Source organism: Collinsella aerofaciens, assembly GCF_015548375.1.
In the GTDB taxonomy this organism is placed as follows: Bacteria; Actinomycetota; Coriobacteriia; order Coriobacteriales; family Coriobacteriaceae; genus Collinsella; species Collinsella aerofaciens_AB.
Genome location: NZ_JADMWW010000027.1, coordinates 1 through 21,992 on the forward strand (window position 1 = coordinate 1; position 21,992 = coordinate 21,992).

Here is a 21,992-nt window from a genome sequence, read left to right on the forward strand (position 1 = left end):
ACGGTGGCCATTATTCGGTGACCGGGATTGGTCAAAATAGTTTGACTATTAGCGGCTAAAATCGCCCGGCGCTAACAGAACATAAAAACAGTTTCATCAATATTCTCCTTTATATATAAATTCTTATTTGTTGAACTAAGCCGTGTATACCATACTCTCCAATGAAAGAACGCCCTGATATAGCGTAATTTGCTGTTTTCCTACGTACGTGCGTACACACTCCACAGGAATTCTTAGGGCCCTGCCCCCTTAGCACACGGACTTTGGAACAAAGACTAGTGTGTTACGCCTTGCCAGAGGTGTACAGGCTCCCGGTACGCACGTACGCAGCAATTGCCATCAATGCGCCATATAAGTGGCGATCAAGTTCGCATAAAGCGACCTTGGTTTCGCAAAATAAAAGGCAGGATACCATCATCACCACGATGATATCCTGCCTCTGTTCGTTCCTGTTTACCGTTCCGAATAGTCCTTCCGCAGAATTTCCGATAAACAAAAAACGTACCCGAACCCTTTCTCGTAAAAGAATCGGGTTAGAGTACGAACTGAATGCTGGATCAATATAAAACCACCACAAAGGTTCACTGTTCCCTTTGTGGTGGTTTTGGGCCAGTCCTAGAGCGTGTGGCCGTAAGCGTCGGCGGCCTTGATGGCGGCGGCGAACTTTTCGTCGGTGAAGGGCTCGGGGTTTCCCTGCTTCCACTCGTTGGTGGCGTGCGCGTATTCGCACAGGGCCGGGATATCTGCCTCGGTAAGGCCAACCTGCTCAAGCGTTACGGGCAGCCCCATCTGCTTGTTAAAGGCGGCGTAGCGCTCAAGGTTCTCGGTATCGCCCGTATAGGCAAACAGTACCAGCACGCCCAGGCTCACGACCTCGCCATGCAGGTAGGTGCCCTCACGCGGAATGCTGCAGGTGGCGTTGTAGAACGCGTGCGCCACGCTCGAGTTGTAGTAATAATCGTTCTGGTTGGTCAGGTTCGAGACATAGCCCGTGTTGACAACGATGTCGAGCGCGATCTGCTTGACGGCCTCGCTCGACAGATTCTGGCGCACATCCTCAAGACCCTGCACACCATAGGTAAACAGCGGCTCGGAGCAGGTGTGGGCGAGTGCCAGGCCAAGACCGGCGGTGTGCTCCAAATTACCGGCGCTCGTGGCGTACTCGACCTCGGGCTGCTTGGACAGGGCATCGCCTACACCGGCCCAGAAGTACTCTGCTGGCGCCTCGGCGATGATCTTGGGGTTGATGAAGATGTGCGCGGGGCGGTTGGGGTACGAATAGCCCTCGAGCGAGCCGTCGTCGTTGTAGACAACGGCAATGGCGGTCGCGGCGGAGCAGTTGGAGCAGATCGTCGGCACGGTAAAGACGATCTTCTTGAGCTCGATGGCCGCCGTCTTGACGGTATCGAGCGCCTTGCCGCCGCCGCAAGCAATGAGCACGTCGGCTTCCTGGCAGGCGGGGGAGTTTACGACCTTGGCGATATTGGCACGCGTACTGTTGGTACCGTAGACGCGCGTCTCCAGGACCTCGACATCGGTACCTTCAAGTGCCGCCTCGATTCCCGGCAGCGCCGCAGCCAGGGCTCGCTTGCCGCCAATGATGGCGACTTTCTTCGCGCCGTACTCCGCCAGTGCAGTTGGCAGCTTGGTAAAGCAATCCTCGCCAACGGTGTAGTCGCTCATTCCAATTGTGCGCATAGCAGCCTTCTTTCGTTCGATAAAGTGCTTTCAGGTATTTTGCTCCTAGTGAAGGCTTGTAATAGCGAGAAATGTCGAACGTATAAAACCAGTGTTGAGGGTTTTTTGCCGACGCGGAACGTGCTAGCATACACCGCATAAGCGTTGATGGGGACGAGTAGTCGGCCGTCCGCATGCTACAGAGAGCGGGAAGCGCTGAGAACCCGTGCATGCGACCGATGAAAATCACCCCGGAGCTGCGGTCCCAACGGACGTGCCGCGCAGACACGTCTTAGTAGATATCGCCGAGATGGTCGTCGATACAGGCCAGCCGAGTAACGGATGCGAGCGCGCGAATACGCGGGCGAGGGCATCTAAGCTGGGTGGTTAAACGAAGAGCTTTTGCGGGCGTACAGCTCGTTTTGTGGCGCTTCGTCCCAGCTTGTAGGGACGGGCGCTTTTTTGGTGCCCAACGGGCGTGTGCGCCCATGACATGAAAGGGGTACCGTGGCAAACGAGTACAAGCAGACGATGAATCTGCCCAAGACCGGTTTTCCCATGCGTGCCGGTCTTTCCAAGTCCGAGCCCAAGCGACTCAAGGACTGGCAGGACAACAAGGTCTACGAGCAGGTTCTGAAGAAGAACGAGGGTCACAAGAAGTTCGTGCTGCACGACGGTCCTCCGTACGCCAACGGCCCGATTCACATCGGCCATGCCATGAACAAGATCTCCAAGGACATGATCAACCGCTACTGGATGATGCAGGGCTATGAGGTTCCCTATGTTCCCGGTTGGGACTGCCATGGCCAGCCGATCGAGCATAAGGTCGAGGAGAAGCTCGGCACCGAGAAGTTCAACCAGACCTCCACGGCTAAGATCCGTGAGCTTTGCAATAAGTTCGCTGTCGAGAACATCGAGCTGCAGAAGGCCGGCTTCCGTCGCCTGGGCGTGCTCGGCGATTGGGACAACCCCTATCTGACGCTCTATCACCAGCATGACGCCGCCGACATCGAGGTTTTCAAGGCCATGTTCGACAAGGGCATGATCTATCGCGGTCACAAGCCCGTCCACTGGTGCAAGCACTGCCATACCGCACTTGCTGAGGCCGAGATTGAGTACTCCGACGAGACGAGCCCGTCCATCTTCGTGCGCTTTGAGATGACCTCCAAGCCCGCCGGCCTCGAGAACTTCGACGGCCCGGTTGACTTTATCATCTGGACGACCACGCCGTGGACCATCCCCTCCGACCAGGCAGTTTCTCTCAAGCCCGGTGCCGCCTACGTCGCCGTTGAGCACGACGGCCGCGCCGAGGTCATGCTCGAGGACCTAGCTCCCAAGTGCTGCGAGGAGTTTGGCTGGGAGTACACCCCGGTTGTGGTCGACGGCAAGCCCTATGTGGTTCCCGCCGAGACCTTCCATCACATTCACTATAAGCAGCCGATCTTTGACGGTGTCGAGGGCGTTGCGCTGTTGGCCGATTACGTCGGTGTCGATGACGGTACCGGTATCGTCCACAACTCGCCCGGTCACGGCGTCGACGACTACTTCGCCTGCCTCAAGGAGGGCATCACCGACATTTGCATGCCGGTCGATGACGACGGCAAGTTCTACACCGGCGAGGAGTTTGGCACCGGCGGCCCCTTCAGCGGCATGGATACCGACGAGGCCAACCCGCACATCATCGAGTTCCTGCGCGAGCGCGGCACCCTGGTCCTCGAGAAGAAGATCACGCACAGCTATCCGCACTGCTGGCGCTGCAAGCACCCGGTGCTCTTCCGTGCTACCGACCAGTGGTTTGTCTCGATGGACAAGACTGGTTTGCGCGAGCAGGCTGGTAAGGAGGTTCGCGAGAACGTCAAGTGGTATCCGGCTCACGCCGCCAACCGCATCGGCGCCATGGTTGAGCAGCGTCCCGACTGGTGCATCAGCCGTCAGCGCAACTGGGGCGTGCCTATCCCCAGCTACACCTGTGCCGACTGCGGCGAGAAGGTCATGAACGACGCTACGCTCGACGCCGTCATCAAGCTCTTCCACGAGAAGGGCTCCGACGCCTGGTTCACCGACGCTCCCGAGAGCTACCTGGGCGAGGCCTGCGTCTGCCCCAAGTGCGGCGGCCATCACCTCAAGGCCGATAAGGACATCCTCGACGTGTGGTGGGATTCCGGCGTCTCCTGGAAGGCCGTCTGCGAGTACCGTCCCGAGCTGGAGTATCCGGCGGATGTGTACCTCGAGGGCTCCGACCAGCACCGCGGTTGGTTCCAGAGCTCGCTGCTCACCTCGGTGGGTGCCAACGGCCATGCTCCGTACAAGGCGGTCGTCTCTCAGGGCTTCACGCTCGATGGCCAGGGCCGCAAGATGTCCAAGTCGCTCGGCAACGTCATCGACCCCAACAAGGTCTGCGACGAGATGGGCGCCGACATCATCCGCCTGTGGGTTGCTTCCGTCGATACCAGCTCCGACGTTTCCATCGACCACGAGATCCTTGCTCGTACGTCCGATGCCTACCGTCGTTTCCGCAACACGCTGCGCTTCTTGCTCTCCGAGCTCGAGGGTCAGTTTGAGCCCGAGACCGACGGCGTCGCCTTTGCCGACTTGCTGCCGCTCGACAAGCTCATGGTTGCCCGCCTAACCCAGGTTCAGGCCGAAGTCGACGATGCCTACGCCAGCTACGAGTTCCCGCGCGCCTACCGTGCGCTCTACGACTTCGTGGTTACCGAGCTCTCCAACGTGTACCTCGACGCCCTGAAGGACCGTCTGTACTGCGAGAAGCCCGGCTCGCTCGAGCGCCGCAGCGCTCAGACCGTGCTCGCCGAGCTCTTCTCGATGCTCATGCGCGACCTGCAGCCGATCCTGTCCTACACGGTCGACGAGGCCATGGCATATGCGCCCGCCGGCTGCGTCGACCACCAGAAGTACGCCGCGCTGCTCGATTGGTACAAGTCGCCCATCACGGTCGACGAGGCCAATGAGTTTGAGGGTGTGCTCGAGGCTTCGCTCGAACTCCGTAGCGCCGTGACCAAGGCCCTTGAGGATGCCCGCTCTGCCGGCACCTTCACCAAGAGCCAGCAGGTTCGCGTCAAGGCGGTCGTTCCCGCCGAGATGTACGCGCTGCTGACCGGCGACAAGGCTGTCGACCTGGCCGAGTTCTACATCGTCTCCGATGTTGAGCTGACCCAGGGCGAGGAGCTCTCCGTTGCTATCGAGGCTGCCGAGGGCGAGTGCTGCGACCGTTGCTGGAACTACCGCACCACCGTCGGCAAGTACAACGGCCACGCGCATATTTGCAAGCGCTGCGCCGACGCTTTGTAGGTTACGGCGTTCGTAGAACGCCGTAACCTACCGACGCTGCAAACGCCCCTAAGCGGCAATCTGACGTTCAATCGTCGGTCGCGTACCAAAGTACGCTTCCCTCCTCTTTCACGTCACCTTGCTCGCTTAGGGACGTTTTCGCTGTTGGTGACGATAACGCGGCGTTTCCATTGCTGGAGCTAGAGGCTTTCTTTCGACTTGCGCTTTTAGTCGAAAGCTATTAAGCGACATTCCGTTATTCGGAATGTCGCTTTCGTTTTTAGCTGGTTATTTCGCTTGTGTTGGTGGATATGTCGTGCGCTCTGCGTGTGGCAATATAAGATGGTTAATTGCGTTAAACGGAATTCGATGTTCTTGAGGGTAGGGGATTGATTTGGGTCGTACTGGGGATATGACGCCGCCTTTGCGTTGGCGGTTGGGTGTTGCTGGTGGGGTGGCGCTCGTTGTGCTGCTTGTTGACCAGCTGACCAAGCTTGCGGTTCGTGCCGTGGGCGACGCATTGCATGTGACCGTCATCCCCGGTGTCATCGACTTTATGTTTGTCCGCAATATCGGTGCTGCCTTTAGCATGGGTGAGGGACATGGCATCGCGTTTGCCGTGTTGGCGCTTGCGGTCATTGTCGCCATTGCCGTGTACTTGCTCCGTGCATCCCAGCTCGCCCATCTTGAGGTCGTGGGCATGGCGATGGTTGCGGGCGGTGCTATTGGCAACGCTATCGATCGTTTGGCCTTTGGCTTCGTGACCGATTTTATTGCCACCACCTTCATCGACTTCCCCGTCTTCAATGTGGCCGATATCGGCATTACCTTGGGCGTCGTGCTCGCCCTCTTCGGATACATGTTCTTGAGCCCCGCGGCCCGTGAGGTCGACGCGACCGCTGAGCTTAACGCCCGTGACGAGGCCCGCGCCAAGCGCAAGGCCCAGCAACGCGGGGAGCGTGCCCGCAAAATTCGCGAAAGGAACGAGCGCTAATGGCCGACATCCATATTCTTGTTGCCGACGATGCCGCCGGTCAGCGTCTTGACGCTTATCTGGGCGCCAATGACGGCTGTCCTACGCGTTCTGCCTGTGCGCATCTGATCGAGGGCGGCGCCGTCGCTGTCAATGGCGAGACCTGCCTGTCCAAAAAGTACGCCGTGCGAGCCGGCGACCGTATTTCGGTCGATTTGCCCGAGCCGCACGATCCCACCGATGTGATTCCCGAGGCCATCCCGCTCGACATTCGCTATGAGGACGATTATCTCATTGTGCTCTCCAAGCAGCGCGGCCTGGTGTGCCATCCTGCGCATGGTCATGAGAGCGGTACGCTCGCGAATGCCCTGGTCTATCACTGCGGTATCGACCATCTGGGCACCGTGCAGGGTGAGGACCGACCCGGCATCGTGCATCGCCTGGATCGCGATACCTCGGGCCTTATGCTCGCGGCAAAAGACGACGACACCCAGCGCGCGCTTCAAAATCTTATCCGCACGCGCACGCTCGATCGTCGCTATATCACGCTTGTCCACGGGCACATCGCCATGGACGAGGGCACCATCAATACCGGTATTGCCCGATCGACGCGCGACCGCGTCAAGATGGCGGTTTCGGACGACCCCTTTGCCCGTCAGGCCATTACGACCTTCAAGGTGCTCGAGCGCTTTGATTCCACGCGTTTCGACGACGGCTACACGCTTGTCGAGTGCCACCTGTTTACCGGCAGAACGCACCAGATTCGTGTGCACATGCGCCATATCAACCACGCCTGCGTGGGCGATCCGCTCTACGGCAAGTGCGATGCGCGTGCCGATCAGGGTCTGACCAGGCAGTTCCTTCATTCCTGGCGCGTGGCGTTCGACCATCCCGTGACGGGGGAGCGCATTGAGTGCCGCGACGAGTTGCCCTGGGATCTCGCTGCGGTTCTTGACGATCTGGCTCCGCGCTCGCTCGGTCGCACTGCCGCCGGTGACGAAATCGTCTCTCAGCTCGGTCTGCTCGAAGCCTAGCCAGTATTAGGTGGTTTCTTGAACTCGGTAAGCCTGCGGTAAGATATACGGTTGTTTACGTAACGCGTTCTCGGGAGCCTGCATGCTCGCCTTTTTACAAACCAACACACCCATCGTGGTCTTCAACCAGATTGTCGTCACGCTGCTCACGGTCTGCTTTCTGTACCAGGTGGTCTTCTTTGTCATTGGCGCTCTTCGTGGCGAGGTCGCGCCTCCCAAGGCCAAAAAACTCCATCGTTATGCTTTCTTTATCGCGGCGCATAACGAGGAGGCCGTGATCGCCAACCTTGTTCGCTCCATCAAGGACCAGGATTATCCGTCCGAGCTTATCGAGGTCTTCGTGGTTGCCGACGCCTGCACCGACAACACCGCACAGCTCGCGCGCGAGGCAGGTGCCATTGTTTACGAGCGCAATGATCTTGCCCGTAAGGGTAAGAGCTGGGTCATGGACTTTGGCTTCGACCGCATCCTTAACGAGTATCCCGACACGTTTGAAGGCTACTTTATCTTCGATGCCGATAACGTTATCTCCCGCGATTACGTGTCCAAGATGAACGATGCCTTTGACCAGGGATTCCATGTGGTCACGAGCTATCGCAACTCCAAGAATTTTGGCAGCTCGTGGATCTCGGCAGCTAATGCTACTTGGTACCTGCGCGAGGCGCGCTTTCTCAACAACGCGCGTAATATCTGTAAGACGTCTTGCGCCGTCTCGGGTTCGGGCTACCTCATCTCCGCCAGTGTTATTGAGGGCATGCACGGCTGGCAGTTCCACACGCTGACCGAGGACATTCAGTTCACTACGTTCTGCGCTATTCACGGTATTCGCATTGGCTATGCGCCGGCGGAGTTCTTTGACGAGCAACCCGTGACGTTCAAGGCATCCTGGAAGCAGCGTATGCGCTGGACCAAGGGCTTTTACCAGGTGTTCTTTACCTACGGCAAGCATCTGGTCAAGTCGACGTTCCGCTATCATCGCTTTGCCGCCTACGACATGTTCATGACGATCGCCCCGGGTATGCTGCTATCGCTGATCTCGATGCTCGCTAATGCGACGTTCTTGATTGTGGGTGGCCTTTCGCATGGTTTCTTGGCTACCGAAGTCGAGATGCAGGCGTGCGCCGCTTCGCTCATTATGACCTTCGCCATGATGTATCAGACCTTCTTTATCCTGGCGCTGCTCACGACTATCTTTGAGTACAAGCACATTCACTGCGCGCAAAAGTGGCGTCTGGTGACTAACCTGTTTACCTTCCCGATCTTTATGTTCAGCTATATCCCCATCACGGTGGCCGCGCTGTTCCTGAAGGTCGACTGGGTTCCTACCCAGCATGCCGTAAACGTCACCCTCGACGAGGTCATGCAAGGCGCCAAATAACCACCACCAAAACCACCGCAAAGGGGACAGGCACCTTTGTGGTGGTTTTTGCTTTTGCGATGCAGCTCGAGGAGGTACTCGATGTTTTATATCCCGTTTTGGATTTGCATCTTTGCCGGCGCGGCGATTGATGCCCGTCAGCGACGTTTTCCCAATGAACTTGCCGGTGCGTGTGCGGTGACGGCGTTAGTGGGCGTTTGGCTCGACAAAGGCGTTAACACAGCGCTTGACCACGCGGGTCTTGCCGTCATTGTGTATCTTGCTCTCGTGCTGACTGAGTCCCTCTGGCGTCGTCTTCGCCAAATCCCGGGCATCGGCATGGGGGATTCCAAGGCGCTCTTCGCGCTTTGCACGCTCGACCCTATGGGTGGCATCGTGGCATTTGCCGTCGCACTCCTGGCTCTGGCCCTTTCCTGCCTCTTCACAAAATCGCGCTCCCTGCCATTGCTCCCGTTTTTAGTGCCGATTTTTGCCATAATCGAGGTCGTGGGCTGCACTTTGTAACCGATTGCGCATCCTTTTTAAGGAGCATGCCATGGAATCTAATCAAGAAACGGCCGTCATTAAGGCGCGCATGGACCGTATTCCCTCGGCGTTGTCGCCCGAGCTTGTCGAGCGCATTGCCGCCGATCGTGCTTCGGGCTATGTCAACCCGTATCGTTGCAACGATGATCAGGTCATTCGTCGTATTGATCGCGCCGCCGACAAAGGCACGCTTATGCGTCCGGCGTTTATGCGCGATACCGAAAAGATACTTCATCTTCCGGCGTACACCCGTTATGCAGGCAAAACGCAGGTCTTTAGCTTTCGTAGCAATGACGATCTGTCACGCCGCGGTTTGCACGTGCAGCTCGTCTCCCGCATTGCGCGCGATATCGGTCGCGCCCTGGGGCTCAATTGCGATCTGATCGAGGCGATTGGCCTGGGTCACGACTTGGGACACACGCCTTTCGGCCATGCCGGCGAGCGCTTCCTCAACGATATCTATCATGAGCGTACGGGGCGTTATTTTTTCCATAACGTGCAGTCGGTTCGCGTGCTCGACGCGTTGTATGGCCGCAACGTGTCGCTCCAGACGCTCGACGGCGTGCTATGCCATAACGGCGAGTACGAGCAGCGTGTGTTTGAGCTCTCGGACATGGGCTCCTTTGACCAGTTTGACCAGACGGTTGAGGATTGCATTGCCACGGGCTATAGCGCAATTGAGCATCTGCGCCCCATGACGCTCGAGGGCTGCGTCGTTCGCATCTCGGATATTCTTGCCTACGTCGGTCGTGACCGTCAGGATGCGATCGCGGCGGGCCCGCTTTCGCCCGACGCTTTTGATGATGGCCGGGGCGGTGCCTACAACAGTTGGATCCTCACGCATGCCTCCATCGATATCGTTGAGCACAGCTATGGTAAGCCGCGCATCGAGATGAGCGAGGACCTGTTTGAGGAAATTCGCCGAGCCAAGCGCGAGAACTACGAGAAGATCTATAGCAAGGGCGGTATCGAAGGCGATTCCGAGGCGGAGCTGCGCGAGGCGTTCGTAAAGCTCTACGACCGTTGCCTGCGGGATCTAAACAGTGGCGACGAGTCCTCTTACATCTTTAAGCACCATATTTCGCGCATTGAGCAGCAGCTTTCCTACTATGATCGCACCTATGCCTGGCAGGACGACAAGGATCAAGCCGTGGTGGATTATATCGCGAGCATGACGGACGGTTATTTCTGCGAGCTGACGAGCAAGCTGTTCCCTGGTCTGGAGTTTCCGCACCGTACCTATATTAACGAACGGTAGTTCGTATTAATTCGGTATACTGTTAGTGGAAAACGTTTTTGATTGATACACGGGATGGCTATGGACGACCTTTTTTCTGCTTCGACGCGCGAGCGTTCCTTTCAGAATGCGCCGCTTGCGGTGCGCATGCGCCCCAATTCGCTCGACGAGTACGTGGGCCAGCAAAAGGCCGTCGGTAAGGGCTCATGGTTGCGTGCCGCGATCGAGCACGACGTGCTTTCGAGCGTGATTCTGTACGGGCCGGCAGGTACGGGTAAGACGACGCTGGCCCACATTATCGCCAACCATACCAAGAGCGAGTTTGTCGAGGTCAGCGCCGTGACGGGTACCGTAAAGGATCTTCGCCGCGTGATTGACGAGGCCAAGACGCGCCTGAATACGTACGACCGCCGCACCATCCTGTTTATCGACGAGATTCACCGCTTCTCCAAGTCTCAGCAGGATGCCTTGCTGCATGCGGTTGAGAACCGTACCGTCATTATGATTGGCGCCACGACGGAGAATCCGTACTTCGAGGTCAACTCGGCATTGCTCTCGCGCGGTCGCGTGGTGGAGCTTGAGCATCTTAAAGACGAGGATATCGCCACGCTTATCGAGCGTGCGCTCGAGGCGCCGCAGGGTTTGAACGGCAAGTTCTCGGCCGATGAGGATACGGTTAAGACCATCTGCACGCTGGCAGCGGGTGACGCTCGCTCGGCGCTCACGACGCTCGAACTTGCGAGCGAGATTGCCGTCACGCGTCCCGATACCGAGGGAACGCCAGCGCCCGCGGCGGGGGAGCGCTATCCCATCACCGTGGATGACGTGAAGATCGCCAACCCGCGTCGTGGATTTTCGTATGACAAAAACGGCGACATGCACTACGACATCATCAGTGCGTTTATTAAGTCCATGCGCGGTAGCGACCCCGATGCCACGATCTATTGGCTCGCGCGCATGATTGATGCGGGGGAGGATCCTAAGTTTATCGCTCGCCGTATTATGATTCAGGCTTCTGAGGATGTTGGCAACGCCGACCCGCAGGCGCTTTTGGTGGCGCATGCCGCGTTTAAGTCTGCCGAGGTCATTGGCTATCCCGAGTGCCGCATTAACCTGGCTCAGGCTGCACTCTATGTGTGCTTGGCGCCAAAATCCAACGCGTGTGAGGCTTCGATCGATGCGGCGCTGGCCGATATCCATTCTAGTGGGCTTCGCGAGGTGCCGAGTTATCTGCGCGATCGCCATCGCCCGGGCAGCGATGAATACGGTGTGTATAAGTATCCACATGATTATCCCGAAGGCTGGGTCGATCAGCGCTATTTGCCCGAAGGCTTGGAACGCGGTGCATTTTGGCAGCCTGCCGGGCGCGGCTGGGAAGAGTGGCGCGTAGAGCAAAGCGAACGAGACCGCAGCGGGAATGCACCGAGGTAGCTGCTGATAATTTTGTCCCACGTTGCTGCTCTTGGCATGTTCGGTCCCCTTTGGGGTACCATGAAAAGCGTCTGTATTTCGATTCTTCCGGGAGGCTTGTATGAGTCCCATTCAAATCGCCCTGCTGCTGCTCGCCGTTGCCGGCGTGTGGGCCATCGCTGAGCTCGCGCTTACCCTGCGCAAGACCCGCAATGTTGTCGACTCGCTCGATAAGACCGTGAACGACCTCAACAACACCATCGCCGAGGCTCAGCCTGTGGTGGCAAAGCTCGATGGCGCTGTCGATGAGCTTACGCCGGCGCTTGCCCAGATGGAGCCGCTGCTTAAGTCGAGCAAGACGGCAGTTGATGCCCTTACCTCCAATCTCGTAGAGGTCGAAGCCGTGGTTCGCGACATTTCCGAGGTTACGGGCAGCATGGCCGAGGCCAGCAATGCTGTGTCGAGCGTGACCGACTCTGCCGCCGGTGCTGTGCAGAAGCTCTTCAATAAGGTGAAGGCTCCTGCAGCCGACGCCGATCGCAAGCTCGCCGCTGCCGCTGCGGAGGCCGAGCAGCCTACCGAGCGCGTCCTAATTGGCGAGGACGAGGCCGCCGCGGGCGACGATGATGGTCAGAAGTCTGTATCCAAGCCGGCTCAGTATTACACCTATACGCCCGCCGAGACCTCTGAGGAGTCCTGCGATGAGTAGCGAAGCAAACTGCCCTATCACGCTGACCGTTGCCGGTGACCCGCGTCTCGCTCGCCTTGTGCGCATGACGGCAGCCAACGTTGGTGCCCTGTGCTCTATGTCTGTCGATCGCATCGAGGACATCCGCATGGCTGCTGAGGAGGCTTTCATCTTTGGTTGCACCGCGGTCGACTGCGATGACATCACCATCAAATTCGATGTCGATGAGACCCACGTTGGCATGACTATTACCTTTGGCGACCAGGCTACGGTCGATGAAGACGACCAGGCTGCGGTGTATGCCGAGCTCATCCTCGCGAGCGTGTGCGACTCCTACGAAAAGACTACGGCGCCCCTGACGCTTTCCCTCGACCTCAAGGCGGATATCTAATATGACCGAACGTTCCCGGAGCGGTAAGACCGCTTGGGACAAGGAGAAAACCCGCGAGCTGTTTCGTCGCTATAAAGAGACCGGTGACCCGGACGCACGCGAGCAGCTCGTCATGTCCCACATGAACCTGGTAAGGTTTCTTGCCAACAAGTTTAAGAACCGCGGCGAGCCGCTCGATGACCTGATGCAGGTTGGTTATTTGGGCCTGCTCAAGGCTATCGACCGCTTTGACCCTGAGCGCGGACTCGAGTTCACCACGTTTGCCACGCCTACCATCTTGGGCGAGATTAAGCGTCACTTCCGCGACAAGGGCTGGAGCGTGCGCGTGCCCCGTCGCTTGCAGGAGCTCTCGGCCAAGGTCAACCAGGCTACCGATAAGCTCACCAACGAGCTACAGCGCTCGCCTAAGGTTGAGGAAATCGCTGAGTACTTGGACGTGACGGTCGATGAGGTGCTGGAGGCCATGGAATCGTCTTCGGCCTATACCTCGGTGCCCATCGAGGCTCCTGGTGCGTCCGATTCCGACGATGCGCCCTCGATTCTCGACCGTTACGCCGACGATGACAACGAGCTCGACTTTACCGATGACCGCATGGTGATCGAGGAAGCCATCCGCGATTTCTCGCCGCGCGAGCGCGAGGTGATCGAGCTGCGCTTTGTGAAGGGCATGACCCAGATCGAGATCGCCAAGAAGCTGGGTATTTCTCAGGTGCAGGTTTCGCGTCTGCTGCGCCGCACGCTTAAGAAGATTCAGGACAAGATCGACCCCGACGGAGTGATGATTCGTTCATGAGTGAACACCCCCAACAAACCGATCGCGTGCTGCGCGACACCCGCATCCTGACGCTTCGCATTTGGGCTGTTGTCGGCTGCATTGTCATCGCCGCTGTCATCTTTAACCTTATGGGCATCCTGGCACCGGTTATCGAGTTTCTCGCTGTTGGTTCCATCATTGCCTTTGTGATGTCCCCGATCACCAACTGGCTCGAGCACCATGGCGTGAATCGCGGCATCGGTTCGCTTATCGCGCTTATTGTTGTTGTTGCCGTGCTCGTCGGTGTCGTTTGTATCTTGTCACCGATTCTCTTTGGTCAGATCATGGAAGTCCTGAGCCGCCTGCCCGAGCAGCTTCGTGTTGCGGGAGGCGACCTCAATGAGATGATCTCGCATGCCAAGACGCTCAACAACACGCCGCTCAAGGAGTATTTGGACGATAATCTTTCGTCGTTGGTTACCGTGGCATCGAAGTATGTGTCTCAGATCGCTGCTGAGCTTGGCCGCGGTGTGTTCCCGCTCATCACCAATACGGCTTCGCAGTTATTCGTGATCTTCCTTGGTCTGGTGCTTGCCTACTGGATGGCTTGCGACTACCCTCGCATGCACCACGAGATCTGCACCATCATCGGTCAGGAGAAGGAGACCTCGTACCGCTTTATGGTCGCCATCCTTTCTCGCTCTGTCGGCGGCTACATGCGCGGTATGGTCGTGACGTCTATCTGCGGCGGCATCTTGGCCTTTATCGGTTTTATGATCATCGGCCATCCGTATGCGGCGCTCATGGCTATCTTTACCGGCATCATGCATTTGGTTCCGGTCGTCGGTCCTTGGGTGAGCGCAGCAATCGCCACAGTGCTTGGTTTCATTTTCAGCCCCATGTTGGCGTTATGGACGCTCATCGTGACGATGGTCGCGCAAAACGTCACCGATAACGTGATTTCGCCCAAGGTTATGCAGAGCTCGGTGCAGGTGCATCCCATTATGAGCCTCACGGCGCTCGTTATTGGCTCAGCACTCATGGGCCCCATCGGTATGATTATTGCCATCCCGCTGTGTGCGGCCCTCAAGGGTATCTTCGTGTACTACTTCGAGAATGAGACCGGCCGCCAGCTTGTGGCCTATGACGGTGCCGTGTTTAAGGGCACGCCGTACCGCGATGCCGATGGCAACCCGGTCGCCGCCTACGACGCGCTCGGCGACGACACCTTCATCTATGAGTCCGAGCTCATCGGTAACGAGACTGCGCCCGAGGCCCAGGCGATGCCTAAGCCCGAGTTCGATAATCCCTGGATCAAGCTCTCGGGTTTGCAACCCGATTCCACGGGCTTCTTCAAGAACCCCTTTGCCAAGGATGACGATTCCAACACGGACGACACCAAAACCGGCATCGACGGCTCCATGGACGATTCGGATTCTAAATAGGTTCTATTAACGTTTCTTGAAGTTGTAAATGACAAGAAACGCGACCAAAGCGATTGATAAGGGGCCGGCTACATAGAAAAAGAGAACGTCAATTGCGCGTAGAGTGTAATAAGCCTTATCGCCGGACATTACTGCATACAATACGTAGCCAAATGCTGGTTGGTTTGCGTACCAGCAGGAGAAGGCCAAGAGCGCTAAAAGTGCTAGTACCAGAAGTGCATTCAGGACAAATCGTTTACTTTTCATCGATCGCTCCTTCCGGGTGACTCTTATATGTAATTCTACAGCAGTCCTTTTTCAAAGGATCGCACAGTACTGAATAACGTGCACTTTCGCTGGAGGGTCGCTGTTTGGCGGCCCTCTTTTTTGCATGGGCGCGGCGGGATGGTAATATCGTTACGTTTGAACTGTTTCGATGTGAAACCGAGGAGATTCCCTCTATGAGTGCTGACTACCCGTCAATGACTACGGCCGAGATTCGCTCCAAGTTCCTCAACTTCTTTGAGGAGCGCGGTCTTAAGCTCTATCCTTCTTCGTCTCTTGTTCCCGACGATCCTTCGCTGCTGCTTGCCAACGCCGGCATGAACCAGTTTAAGGAGTACTACCAGGGCAAGAAGACCATGAAGGAGATCGGCGCGATTTCCTGCCAGAAGTGCGTCCGCACCAACGACATCGATTGCATCGGCGAGGACGGCCGTCACCTGTCCTTCTTCGAGATGCTCGGCGACTTTTCTTTTGGCGGCGTCTCCAAGGAGCAGGCTTGCGCCTGGGCCTTTGAGCTCATCACCAAGGAGTTCAAGCTGCCGCTCGACCGCCTGTACTTCACCGTCTTTACCGAGGACGACGAGACCCACGACGTGTGGCGTTCTCTGGGCGTTGCTGAGGACCACATCTCCCGCCTGGGCGAGGACGATAACTTCTGGGCCGCTGGCCCCACCGGTCCCTGCGGTCCGTGCTCAGAGATCTACTTTGACATGGGCGAGGAGGTCGGCTGCGGCAGCCCCGACTGCAAGCCTGGCTGCGACTGCGACCGCTTCCTGGAGTTCTGGAACCTCGTCTTTACCCAGTTCGACCGCCAGGAGGACGGCTCCATGCCGGAGCTGCCGCACCGTAACCTCGATACGGGCATGGGCCTTGAGCGCATGGCCGCAATCATGCAGCACAAGACCGCCAACTACGACGGCGATCTGATGCAGCATCTCATCAAGCTGGGCGAGGAGATCAGCGGTAAGACCTATGACGCCGATGATTACTCCGGTGCTAGCCGTTCTCTGCGCATCATCGCCGACCACTCCCGTGCCGTCGACTTCATGATCTCTGACGGCATCCTTCCCGGTAACGAGGGTCGCGAGTACGTCCTTCGCCGCCTGCTCCGTCGTGCCGTGTTCCACGGTCGCCTGCTGGGCATCGAGGGCGCCTTCCTGACCAAGTTCATCGACGAAGTCAACGCTCAGATGGGCGAGGCTTATCCCGAGCTGCTCAAGAACGTCGCCCTCGTCAAGGGTATCGTCGCCTCCGAGGAGGAGCGCTTCTCCACGACGCTCGACAACGGCCGTGTTTACCTGGACGAGGCCCTGGCAGCGCTTGCCGAGGGCGCTGTGCTTCCGGGCGACGTTGCCTTTAAGCTGCACGACACCTTTGGTTTCCCCATTGACCTGACTGTCGAGATCGCCGGCGCTGCTGGCCACGACGTCGACATGGACGGCTTCACCGCCTGCATGGAGGACCAGAAGGCCCGCGCTCGTGCCAACGCCAAGGGCGATGCCTGGGGCAGCTTCAACGACGTGTGGGTCGAGCTTTCCGACAAGGTCGCCGCGACCGAGTTCGACGGCTATGACAACGATGCGATCGAGGGTGCCAAGGTTGTCGCCATCGTTCGCAACGGCGAGTCGGTCGAGTCCGCTGCCGCCGGCGAGAACGTCGAGGTCGTGCTCGACCGCACCCCGTTCTACGCCGAGATGGGCGGCCAGCAGGGTGACGCCGGCGAGCTTTCCGCCGAGGGCGTTTCGCTGACCGTTTCCGATACCAAGAACCACAACGGCCTGTATGCTCACGTCGCCCACGTTGCCGAGGGCACGCTGACCGTCGGTGCTACCGTGACCGCCGCGCTCGACGCCGAGCGCCGTGGTTTCCTGCGCCGCAACCACACCGCCACCCACCTGCTCGACGCCGCCCTTAAGCAGGTCCTGGGCGAGCATGTCTCCCAGGCCGGTTCGCTGGTGACGCCCGAGCACCTGCGCTTTGACTTCACGCACTTCGAGGCCCTGTCCTCCGAGCAGCTCAAGGCTGTCGAGGACCTGGTCAACCAGCAGATCTTCGCTTCCAAGCCGGTTGTGACCCGTGTCATGGGCATCGACGAGGCTAAGGCTGCCGGCGCTGTCGCTCTGTTTGGAGAGAAGTACGGCGATGTTGTCCGCGTCGTCTCCGTGGGCGCCGAGGACCAGCCGTTCTCCCGCGAGCTCTGTGGTGGCACTCATGCCGCCAATACCGCCGAGATTGGCCTGTTCAAGATCATTTCCGAGTCCTCCACGGGCTCCAATGTCCGCCGTATCGAGGCCGTGACCTCTAAGGGTGCCCTCGACTACATGGCCGACCGCCTGGCGCTCGTTGACGCCGCCGCCGCTGCGCTCAAGTGCCGCGTCGACGAGGTTCCCGCCCGCGTGGAGAACCTGCAGGCCGAGCTGCGCGAGACGTCCAACAAGCTCAAGAAGGCGCTCACTGGTGGCTCCTCCGATGCGATCTCCAGCGCCATCGAGGGTGCTGTCGAGCTGAATGGCTACAAGCTCGTTGTTGCTGAGCTCCAGGGCCTTGAGGCTGCCGACCTGCGCAACGTATGGGATACCGTGCACCAGAAGGTCGCCGGCCCTGTCGCTTGTGTCGTCGCCAGCGTGACTGAGAAGGGCACTCCGGCCCTGCTCGCTGCCGGCTCCGATGACGCCGTGAAGGCCGGGTTCCACGCCGGTAATGTGATCAAGCAGATCGCGGGTCTGGTCGACGGTCGCGGTGGTGGCCGTCCCAACATGGCCCAGGCCGGTGGCAAGAATGCTGCCGGCATCGCCGATGCCCTCGCGGCCGCCAAGACCGCGCTCGGCGCCTAAGAATCTAAGAAGTCACTGTGGTCGCGCTTGCGCTGGACATAGGGGAGACCAGGATTGGCATCGCCGTCTCGAGCCGTGATGGCAAGATGGCGATGCCCGTCAAGGTGCTCCCGGCCGCCGAGGTCACCGGTATGGCCAAGACGTTCCGCTACCTGGTCGAAGACTATGAGCCCGACATCCTGGTAAGCGGACGTCCCCTGACCATGGCCGGTGAGCCCGGCCCCCAAGCCGAGCGCGTTGCCGCCGTGGCGCAAAAGATTGCCGACGAGCTCGATCTTCCGCTGGAGTTTGAGGACGAGCGTCTGTCCTCGCAAGAGGCCAAGCATATCCTGCGCGAGCAGGGCCTCAACGAAAAGCAGATGAGGGGCAAGATCGACATGATTGCCGCCAGCCTTTTTTTGCAGACGTGGCTCGATCGTAAAAACGAGGAGGTTTCGCATGCCTAGTGCTTCCGATCCGCGCCAGCCGAATCGTACACGTCAGCCGGCGTCGCGCCCTGCCCAGCCTGGTCAGCGTCCGGCACAGCCGACGCAGCGCGCAGCTCAGCCTGCCGCGCGCCCGGTGCAGTCCTTCTCTCGTTCGGCCCAACCTGTTCAACGGACGGGTCAGCAGCCTTCTGCTCGTTCGGTTCAGCATCCGGCTTCTCACGCGGCTCAGCAGCCCACTGCTCGTACGACCCAGCCTGCAGGCGGTACCCGCTTTAAGCAGCAGGCACCTACCCAGCGAACGCAGGCCCCCCAATCGCATTCTCATCACGCCCGCGGTTCGCATGGCGTTGCTCCGGCGACCCGCTCGAGCTACAACACGCATACTCGTCGCGGTGCTCAAAAGAAGAGCTCTCCGGTTCCCATGATCATCGGCGTTGTGGTGGCGGTGCTTGCGCTTGTCGCGATCGTTTTCTTTGTCGTGCCGGCCGTCAAGGGCTTCTTTGCCGGTGAGGATACGAAGGTCACGGCTGGTCAGCAGGTTACGGTAACCATTCCCGACGGTGCTTCGGGCGATACGATCGCCTCGATTCTCTCCGAGAACCATATCGTCGAGAATCCCAAGGATTACTATGCGGCGGTGAAAAAGCTCAACGCCGATATGTCGCTCAAGCCTGGTACCTATTTGTTCACCACACTCATGGACGCGACCAAGGTTGTTCAGCAGCTCATGGAAGGTCCCAACGCGGGCTCCAATGCGCTAACTATCCCTGAGGGCCTGACGGTCGATCAAGTCGCCGACCGTGTGGCCCAGGCCTACGATGGCATCTCTAAGGAAGACTTCCTCAACCAGGCTAAGGCCTCCAACTACGTGGACGACTATAGCTTCCTTAAGGGCGCCGCCAACGACTCGCTTGAGGGTTTCTTGTTCCCCAAGACTTATTCGTTGGGCGATTCGCCGACGGTCGATGACGTGATTCGCGCTATGCTCGATCAGTTTAAGACCGAGTACAAGTCGCTTGACTTTGCGAGCTGCGAAGCCAAGATCAAGGAGCGCTATGGTGTGGAGATGTCCGACTACGACATCGTCAACTTGGCCTCTATCGTTGAGCGCGAGGGCCTCAACGCCGATCAACGTGCGCACGTGGCCTCGGTCTTCTACAACCGCCTTGCCGGCAAGCTCGACGGTCTGCGCTATCTCAACAGCGATGCGACCATGATGTATGTCACCGGTGGCGAGGTTACCGCCGACGACCTGCAGAGCGATAGCCCGTATAACACCTATAAGCATGAGGGCCTGCCGCCCACGCCCATCTGCTCTCCGTCGCTCGAGGCACTCAAGGCCACGCTTGAGCCGACCGACTCCGATGACCTGTATTTCTACATTACGCAGGACGAGGAGTACTTCTCGCAAACCTACGAAGAGCATCAACAGTCTTGGAATTAGCATGAGGATTTTTAGCCCCAAACGATACGTTGCCTCGGTCGATCGCATCGACCTTGATGCCCTGTGGGCCGACGGCAAACGCGCCATTCTGCTCGATCGCGATAACACCCTGGTGCCGCGCGACACCGAGCAGGTTCCCGCCGCGGTTTCCGCTTGGCTCGATGCCGCCCGCGCCAAAGGCTTTAAGCTGTGCATGGTGTCCAACAACTGGCATCGCGACCAGGTCATGAGCTCTGCACGCGAGCTGGGACTCGAGGCCATCAGCCACGCCATGAAGCCGGCGCCGTTTGCCCTCAAGGCGGGTCTTAAGCGCCTCGGCGCCACGGCCGACGAGGCGGTGCTGATCGGTGATCAGCTCTACACGGACGTGTGGAGCGGCAATTTTGCCGGCGTCGATACTATCCTGGTTAAGCCGCAGGCAACCCAGGACCTGTGGTACACGCAGATCTTCCGTATCTTTGAGCGCCGGGCCCTGCGCGACCTTCCCTGCGAGGAATAGGTTTCGCCATGTCTCAGCACATCAAACACGGCTGCGACCATATCTTCTTTATCGGCTTTTTGGGCGCGGGCAAATCGACGCTTGCGCGCAACGTCGGCACTATGTTCAAGCGGCGTTTTATCGATACCGACCGCCTGGTCGTGCGCCGTTGCGGCAAGTCGGTAACCGAGATTTTTGAGACCGAGGGCGAGGATCGTTTTCGCGAGCTCGAGACCTCGGCGCTCCGTTCGCTCCAAAGCGAGCGCAGCCTGTTGGTTTCGTGCGGGGGCGGTATCGTCGAGACGCCGGTGAATATTGAGCTGATGCACGAAATGGGTACGTGCGTGTACCTCGAGGGCGACTTCGAGGATTCGATTCGCCAGATTCGTCGGTCCGACACGCGCCCCGATTTCCGTTCGCCCGAGCATGCCGCGCGCCTGTTTGAGCATCGTCGTCCGCTGTATCGCCAGGCCGCCGATATTACCCTTGATATTCGCAACAAGTCCTTCGAGGACGTTTCCTACCTTTGTGCCGAGATGCTTTTGGAGTGTGGACTGCTATGATTCGCCGTCAACTGATCAATTTCCAAAACCGCAGTGTCGATGTCCGCGTCGGATTGGGCGCGTTCGATGAGCTGCCGCGCATGTTTGCCTCGGCCGTGGGCAAGCCTAAGCGCGCGATGGTGGTTTGGAACGACGCCACATCCGAGCGTTTTGGTGAGGTCGTCGAGCATGCGCTGGTCGACGCCGGTTTTGCCGTGTCGCTGCTCGTCCTCGAGGTTTCGCCTGCTGGTGCCACGCTGGCCGACGCCGATGCTATCTTTGGCGCCCTGTCTGCCGACCGCATCACCTGCGACGATCTGGTTGTCGCTGTTGGCGATGCCGCAACCTGTTCGGTTGTTGGCTGGTGCGCCAACCAGTGGTGTGGCCGAACCGAGTGCGCGCTGCTGCCGACGACCTTCGACGCCATGCTCACGGTCGCGACGACCATGAAGCCGCTCGTCGCCTCGTTGGCCAATGCGCTTCCCGCTATTGCGCTCCGTCCCGAACCGGGCTTGGTTGTGTGTGATCTCGACCTTGTTCGCGAGGCGGAACCCGAGGACCTCAAGTTCGGCTATGCGGTACTTGTTGGCACCATGCTTTCGAGCAGCAAGTCCCGCTGGAATCAGTTTACTGAGACCGTCCCCGAGATTCTCGCGGGCGAGGAGGTCGCACTCGTCAATGCCGTTCAATGGTCTCAGACTGCCCGCAAGGACGTGCTGACGGCCACGAACCCGAGCGCTCGCCATGCGCTCGATTTTGGCAAGACGGGGGAGCGCACCCTGCGCGCTTGCTTGGGCGATGCCGCTTCGCAGGTCCCTGCCTACCAGCTGTTGTCCGAGGGCATGCGCTTTGAGGCGCGCCTAGCACACGATGCCTGCGACTTCGATATCGACTATGTGTTTGATCTCGATGACTGCCTGGAGGACTTTGGCATCGAGGAGCTTGCCTTCGACTTGGAGCCTGCCGCATATATCGAGGAGTTCCGCAGACAGCAGTTTGTCCGCTCGAACCGCAGCATGCTGCCGCTGCCCGCGGCGCTCGGCGCCATTCGCCTAACGAGCGTCGAGGACGAGGTTCTTGAGCGCCATGCTCACGCCTACTTGGCTTCTCGTAAAGAACTTCTCTAAGATTTATTGACTTCCATCGTCTTTCGTATCATGTTGAGGGGCGGGTTTTCAATCGGTTGCGGATCGCATGCGATT

At 58.7% G+C, this 21,992-nt stretch carries 19 protein-coding genes; 17 read left to right on the forward strand and 2 right to left on the reverse strand.

Features of this window, described 5'->3' with window-relative positions:
* Window positions 1–615: 615 nt before the first annotated feature.
* Entirely contained in the window at window positions 616–1,698 is a 1,083-nt protein-coding gene (locus tag I1969_RS09825) for an iron-containing alcohol dehydrogenase family protein (RefSeq protein ID WP_195234982.1), read from the reverse strand.
* Window positions 1,699–2,208: 510 nt separating this feature from the next.
* Here I1969_RS09825 and ileS point away from each other — a divergent pair.
* The 11 genes from ileS (at window position 2,209) to I1969_RS09880 (ending at window position 14,800) form a co-directional block, all read left to right on the forward strand.
* Window positions 2,209–4,986, forward strand: a complete 2,778-nt coding sequence (gene ileS / locus I1969_RS09830) for an isoleucine--tRNA ligase (protein ID WP_229028392.1) — start codon at window positions 2,209–2,211, stop codon at window positions 4,984–4,986.
* Between the two features lie 373 nt (window positions 4,987–5,359).
* Window positions 5,360–5,959, forward strand: coding sequence for a signal peptidase II (gene lspA, locus I1969_RS09835; protein ID WP_229028390.1), 600 nt, complete (start codon window positions 5,360–5,362; stop codon window positions 5,957–5,959).
* On the forward strand, window positions 5,959–6,972 hold the full coding sequence (locus tag I1969_RS09840; RefSeq protein ID WP_195234984.1) for an RluA family pseudouridine synthase: 1,014 nt from the start codon (window positions 5,959–5,961) through the stop codon (window positions 6,970–6,972). Before lspA ends, I1969_RS09840 begins: the two co-directional genes overlap by 1 nt.
* Before the next feature lie 82 nt (window positions 6,973–7,054).
* Window positions 7,055–8,350 (forward strand): glycosyltransferase family 2 protein, encoded by a 1,296-nt coding sequence (locus tag I1969_RS09845; RefSeq protein WP_195234985.1) that lies wholly within the window; start codon window positions 7,055–7,057, stop codon window positions 8,348–8,350.
* A gap of 81 nt (window positions 8,351–8,431) precedes the next feature.
* Window positions 8,432–8,854, forward strand: a complete 423-nt coding sequence (locus I1969_RS09850) for a prepilin peptidase (RefSeq protein ID WP_195234986.1) — start codon at window positions 8,432–8,434, stop codon at window positions 8,852–8,854.
* A gap of 31 nt (window positions 8,855–8,885) precedes the next feature.
* Window positions 8,886–10,133 (forward strand): deoxyguanosinetriphosphate triphosphohydrolase family protein, encoded by a 1,248-nt coding sequence (locus tag I1969_RS09855; protein WP_195234987.1) that lies wholly within the window; start codon window positions 8,886–8,888, stop codon window positions 10,131–10,133.
* 60 nt (window positions 10,134–10,193) lie between these two features.
* A complete protein-coding gene (locus tag I1969_RS09860) occupies window positions 10,194–11,543 on the forward strand; it encodes a replication-associated recombination protein A (protein WP_195234988.1) in 1,350 nt (449 codons plus the stop codon).
* A gap of 100 nt (window positions 11,544–11,643) precedes the next feature.
* On the forward strand, window positions 11,644–12,231 hold the full coding sequence (locus I1969_RS09865) for a hypothetical protein (protein ID WP_138374846.1): 588 nt from the start codon (window positions 11,644–11,646) through the stop codon (window positions 12,229–12,231).
* Entirely contained in the window at window positions 12,224–12,601 is a 378-nt protein-coding gene (locus I1969_RS09870; protein ID WP_161144949.1) for an ATP-binding protein, read from the forward strand. Before I1969_RS09865 ends, I1969_RS09870 begins: the two co-directional genes overlap by 8 nt.
* Window position 12,602: 1 nt before the next feature.
* Window positions 12,603–13,394 carry an RNA polymerase sigma factor SigF gene (locus I1969_RS09875; RefSeq protein WP_195234989.1) on the forward strand — a complete coding sequence of 264 codons (792 nt, stop codon included), beginning with the start codon at window positions 12,603–12,605 and terminating at the stop codon, window positions 13,392–13,394.
* Window positions 13,391–14,800: an AI-2E family transporter gene (locus tag I1969_RS09880; RefSeq protein WP_195234990.1), complete on the forward strand. Its 1,410-nt coding sequence runs from the start codon at window positions 13,391–13,393 to the stop codon at window positions 14,798–14,800. The genes I1969_RS09875 and I1969_RS09880 overlap by 4 nt, the downstream gene beginning before the upstream one ends.
* A 6-nt stretch (window positions 14,801–14,806) precedes the next feature.
* On the opposite strand, the gene I1969_RS09885 is transcribed toward I1969_RS09880, so the two are convergent.
* Window positions 14,807–15,046: a hypothetical protein gene (locus tag I1969_RS09885; protein WP_195234991.1), complete on the reverse strand. Its 240-nt coding sequence runs from the start codon at window positions 15,044–15,046 to the stop codon at window positions 14,807–14,809.
* Between the two features lie 194 nt (window positions 15,047–15,240).
* Between I1969_RS09885 and alaS the strand changes: the two genes are divergently transcribed.
* From alaS to I1969_RS09915, 6 genes are read left to right on the forward strand one after another with little or no spacing between them, the layout of a single operon-like run.
* Window positions 15,241–17,898 (forward strand): alanine--tRNA ligase, encoded by a 2,658-nt coding sequence (gene alaS, locus I1969_RS09890; RefSeq protein WP_195234992.1) that lies wholly within the window; start codon window positions 15,241–15,243, stop codon window positions 17,896–17,898.
* A 17-nt stretch (window positions 17,899–17,915) separates the two neighbouring features.
* Window positions 17,916–18,344, forward strand: coding sequence for a Holliday junction resolvase RuvX (gene ruvX / locus I1969_RS09895; protein WP_195234993.1), 429 nt, complete (start codon window positions 17,916–17,918; stop codon window positions 18,342–18,344).
* Window positions 18,337–19,770, forward strand: coding sequence for an endolytic transglycosylase MltG (mltG, locus tag I1969_RS09900; protein ID WP_229028391.1), 1,434 nt, complete (start codon window positions 18,337–18,339; stop codon window positions 19,768–19,770). Before ruvX ends, mltG begins: the two co-directional genes overlap by 8 nt.
* 1 nt (window position 19,771) lies before the next feature.
* Window positions 19,772–20,269: a YqeG family HAD IIIA-type phosphatase gene (locus tag I1969_RS09905; protein ID WP_118098527.1), complete on the forward strand. Its 498-nt coding sequence runs from the start codon at window positions 19,772–19,774 to the stop codon at window positions 20,267–20,269.
* Window positions 20,270–20,277: 8 nt separating this feature from the next.
* The gene (locus I1969_RS09910) at window positions 20,278–20,811 is read left to right on the forward strand and encodes a shikimate kinase (protein WP_195234994.1); all 534 of its coding nucleotides are present in this window, start codon (window positions 20,278–20,280) and stop codon (window positions 20,809–20,811) included.
* Window positions 20,808–21,917, forward strand: coding sequence for a hypothetical protein (locus I1969_RS09915; RefSeq protein ID WP_195234995.1), 1,110 nt, complete (start codon window positions 20,808–20,810; stop codon window positions 21,915–21,917). The genes I1969_RS09910 and I1969_RS09915 overlap by 4 nt, the downstream gene beginning before the upstream one ends.
* The last annotated feature ends 75 nt before the right edge of the window (window positions 21,918–21,992 follow it).

Bases quoted from the DNA above. Each gene is read 5' to 3' on its own strand.
- I1969_RS09825 (WP_195234982.1), bottom strand. From the start codon at position 1,698: ATGCGCACAATTGGAATGAGCGACTACACCGTTGGCGAGGATTGCTTT.
- ileS (WP_229028392.1), top strand. From the start codon at position 2,209: ATGAATCTGCCCAAGACCGGTTTTCCCATGCGTGCCGGTCTTTCCAAG.
- I1969_RS09840 (WP_195234984.1), top strand. From the start codon at position 5,959: ATGGCCGACATCCATATTCTTGTTGCCGACGATGCCGCCGGTCAGCGT.
- I1969_RS09845 (WP_195234985.1), top strand. From the start codon at position 7,055: ATGCTCGCCTTTTTACAAACCAACACACCCATCGTGGTCTTCAACCAG.
- I1969_RS09850 (WP_195234986.1), top strand. From the start codon at position 8,432: ATGTTTTATATCCCGTTTTGGATTTGCATCTTTGCCGGCGCGGCGATT.
- I1969_RS09855 (WP_195234987.1), top strand. From the start codon at position 8,886: ATGGAATCTAATCAAGAAACGGCCGTCATTAAGGCGCGCATGGACCGT.
- I1969_RS09860 (WP_195234988.1), top strand. From the start codon at position 10,194: ATGGACGACCTTTTTTCTGCTTCGACGCGCGAGCGTTCCTTTCAGAAT.
- I1969_RS09865 (WP_138374846.1), top strand. From the start codon at position 11,644: ATGAGTCCCATTCAAATCGCCCTGCTGCTGCTCGCCGTTGCCGGCGTG.
- I1969_RS09870 (WP_161144949.1), top strand. From the start codon at position 12,224: ATGAGTAGCGAAGCAAACTGCCCTATCACGCTGACCGTTGCCGGTGAC.
- I1969_RS09875 (WP_195234989.1), top strand. From the start codon at position 12,603: ATGACCGAACGTTCCCGGAGCGGTAAGACCGCTTGGGACAAGGAGAAA.
- I1969_RS09880 (WP_195234990.1), top strand. From the start codon at position 13,391: ATGAGTGAACACCCCCAACAAACCGATCGCGTGCTGCGCGACACCCGC.
- I1969_RS09885 (WP_195234991.1), bottom strand. From the start codon at position 15,046: ATGAAAAGTAAACGATTTGTCCTGAATGCACTTCTGGTACTAGCACTT.
- alaS (WP_195234992.1), top strand. From the start codon at position 15,241: ATGAGTGCTGACTACCCGTCAATGACTACGGCCGAGATTCGCTCCAAG.
- mltG (WP_229028391.1), top strand. From the start codon at position 18,337: ATGCCTAGTGCTTCCGATCCGCGCCAGCCGAATCGTACACGTCAGCCG.
- I1969_RS09905 (WP_118098527.1), top strand. From the start codon at position 19,772: ATGAGGATTTTTAGCCCCAAACGATACGTTGCCTCGGTCGATCGCATC.
- I1969_RS09910 (WP_195234994.1), top strand. From the start codon at position 20,278: ATGTCTCAGCACATCAAACACGGCTGCGACCATATCTTCTTTATCGGC.
- I1969_RS09915 (WP_195234995.1), top strand. From the start codon at position 20,808: ATGATTCGCCGTCAACTGATCAATTTCCAAAACCGCAGTGTCGATGTC.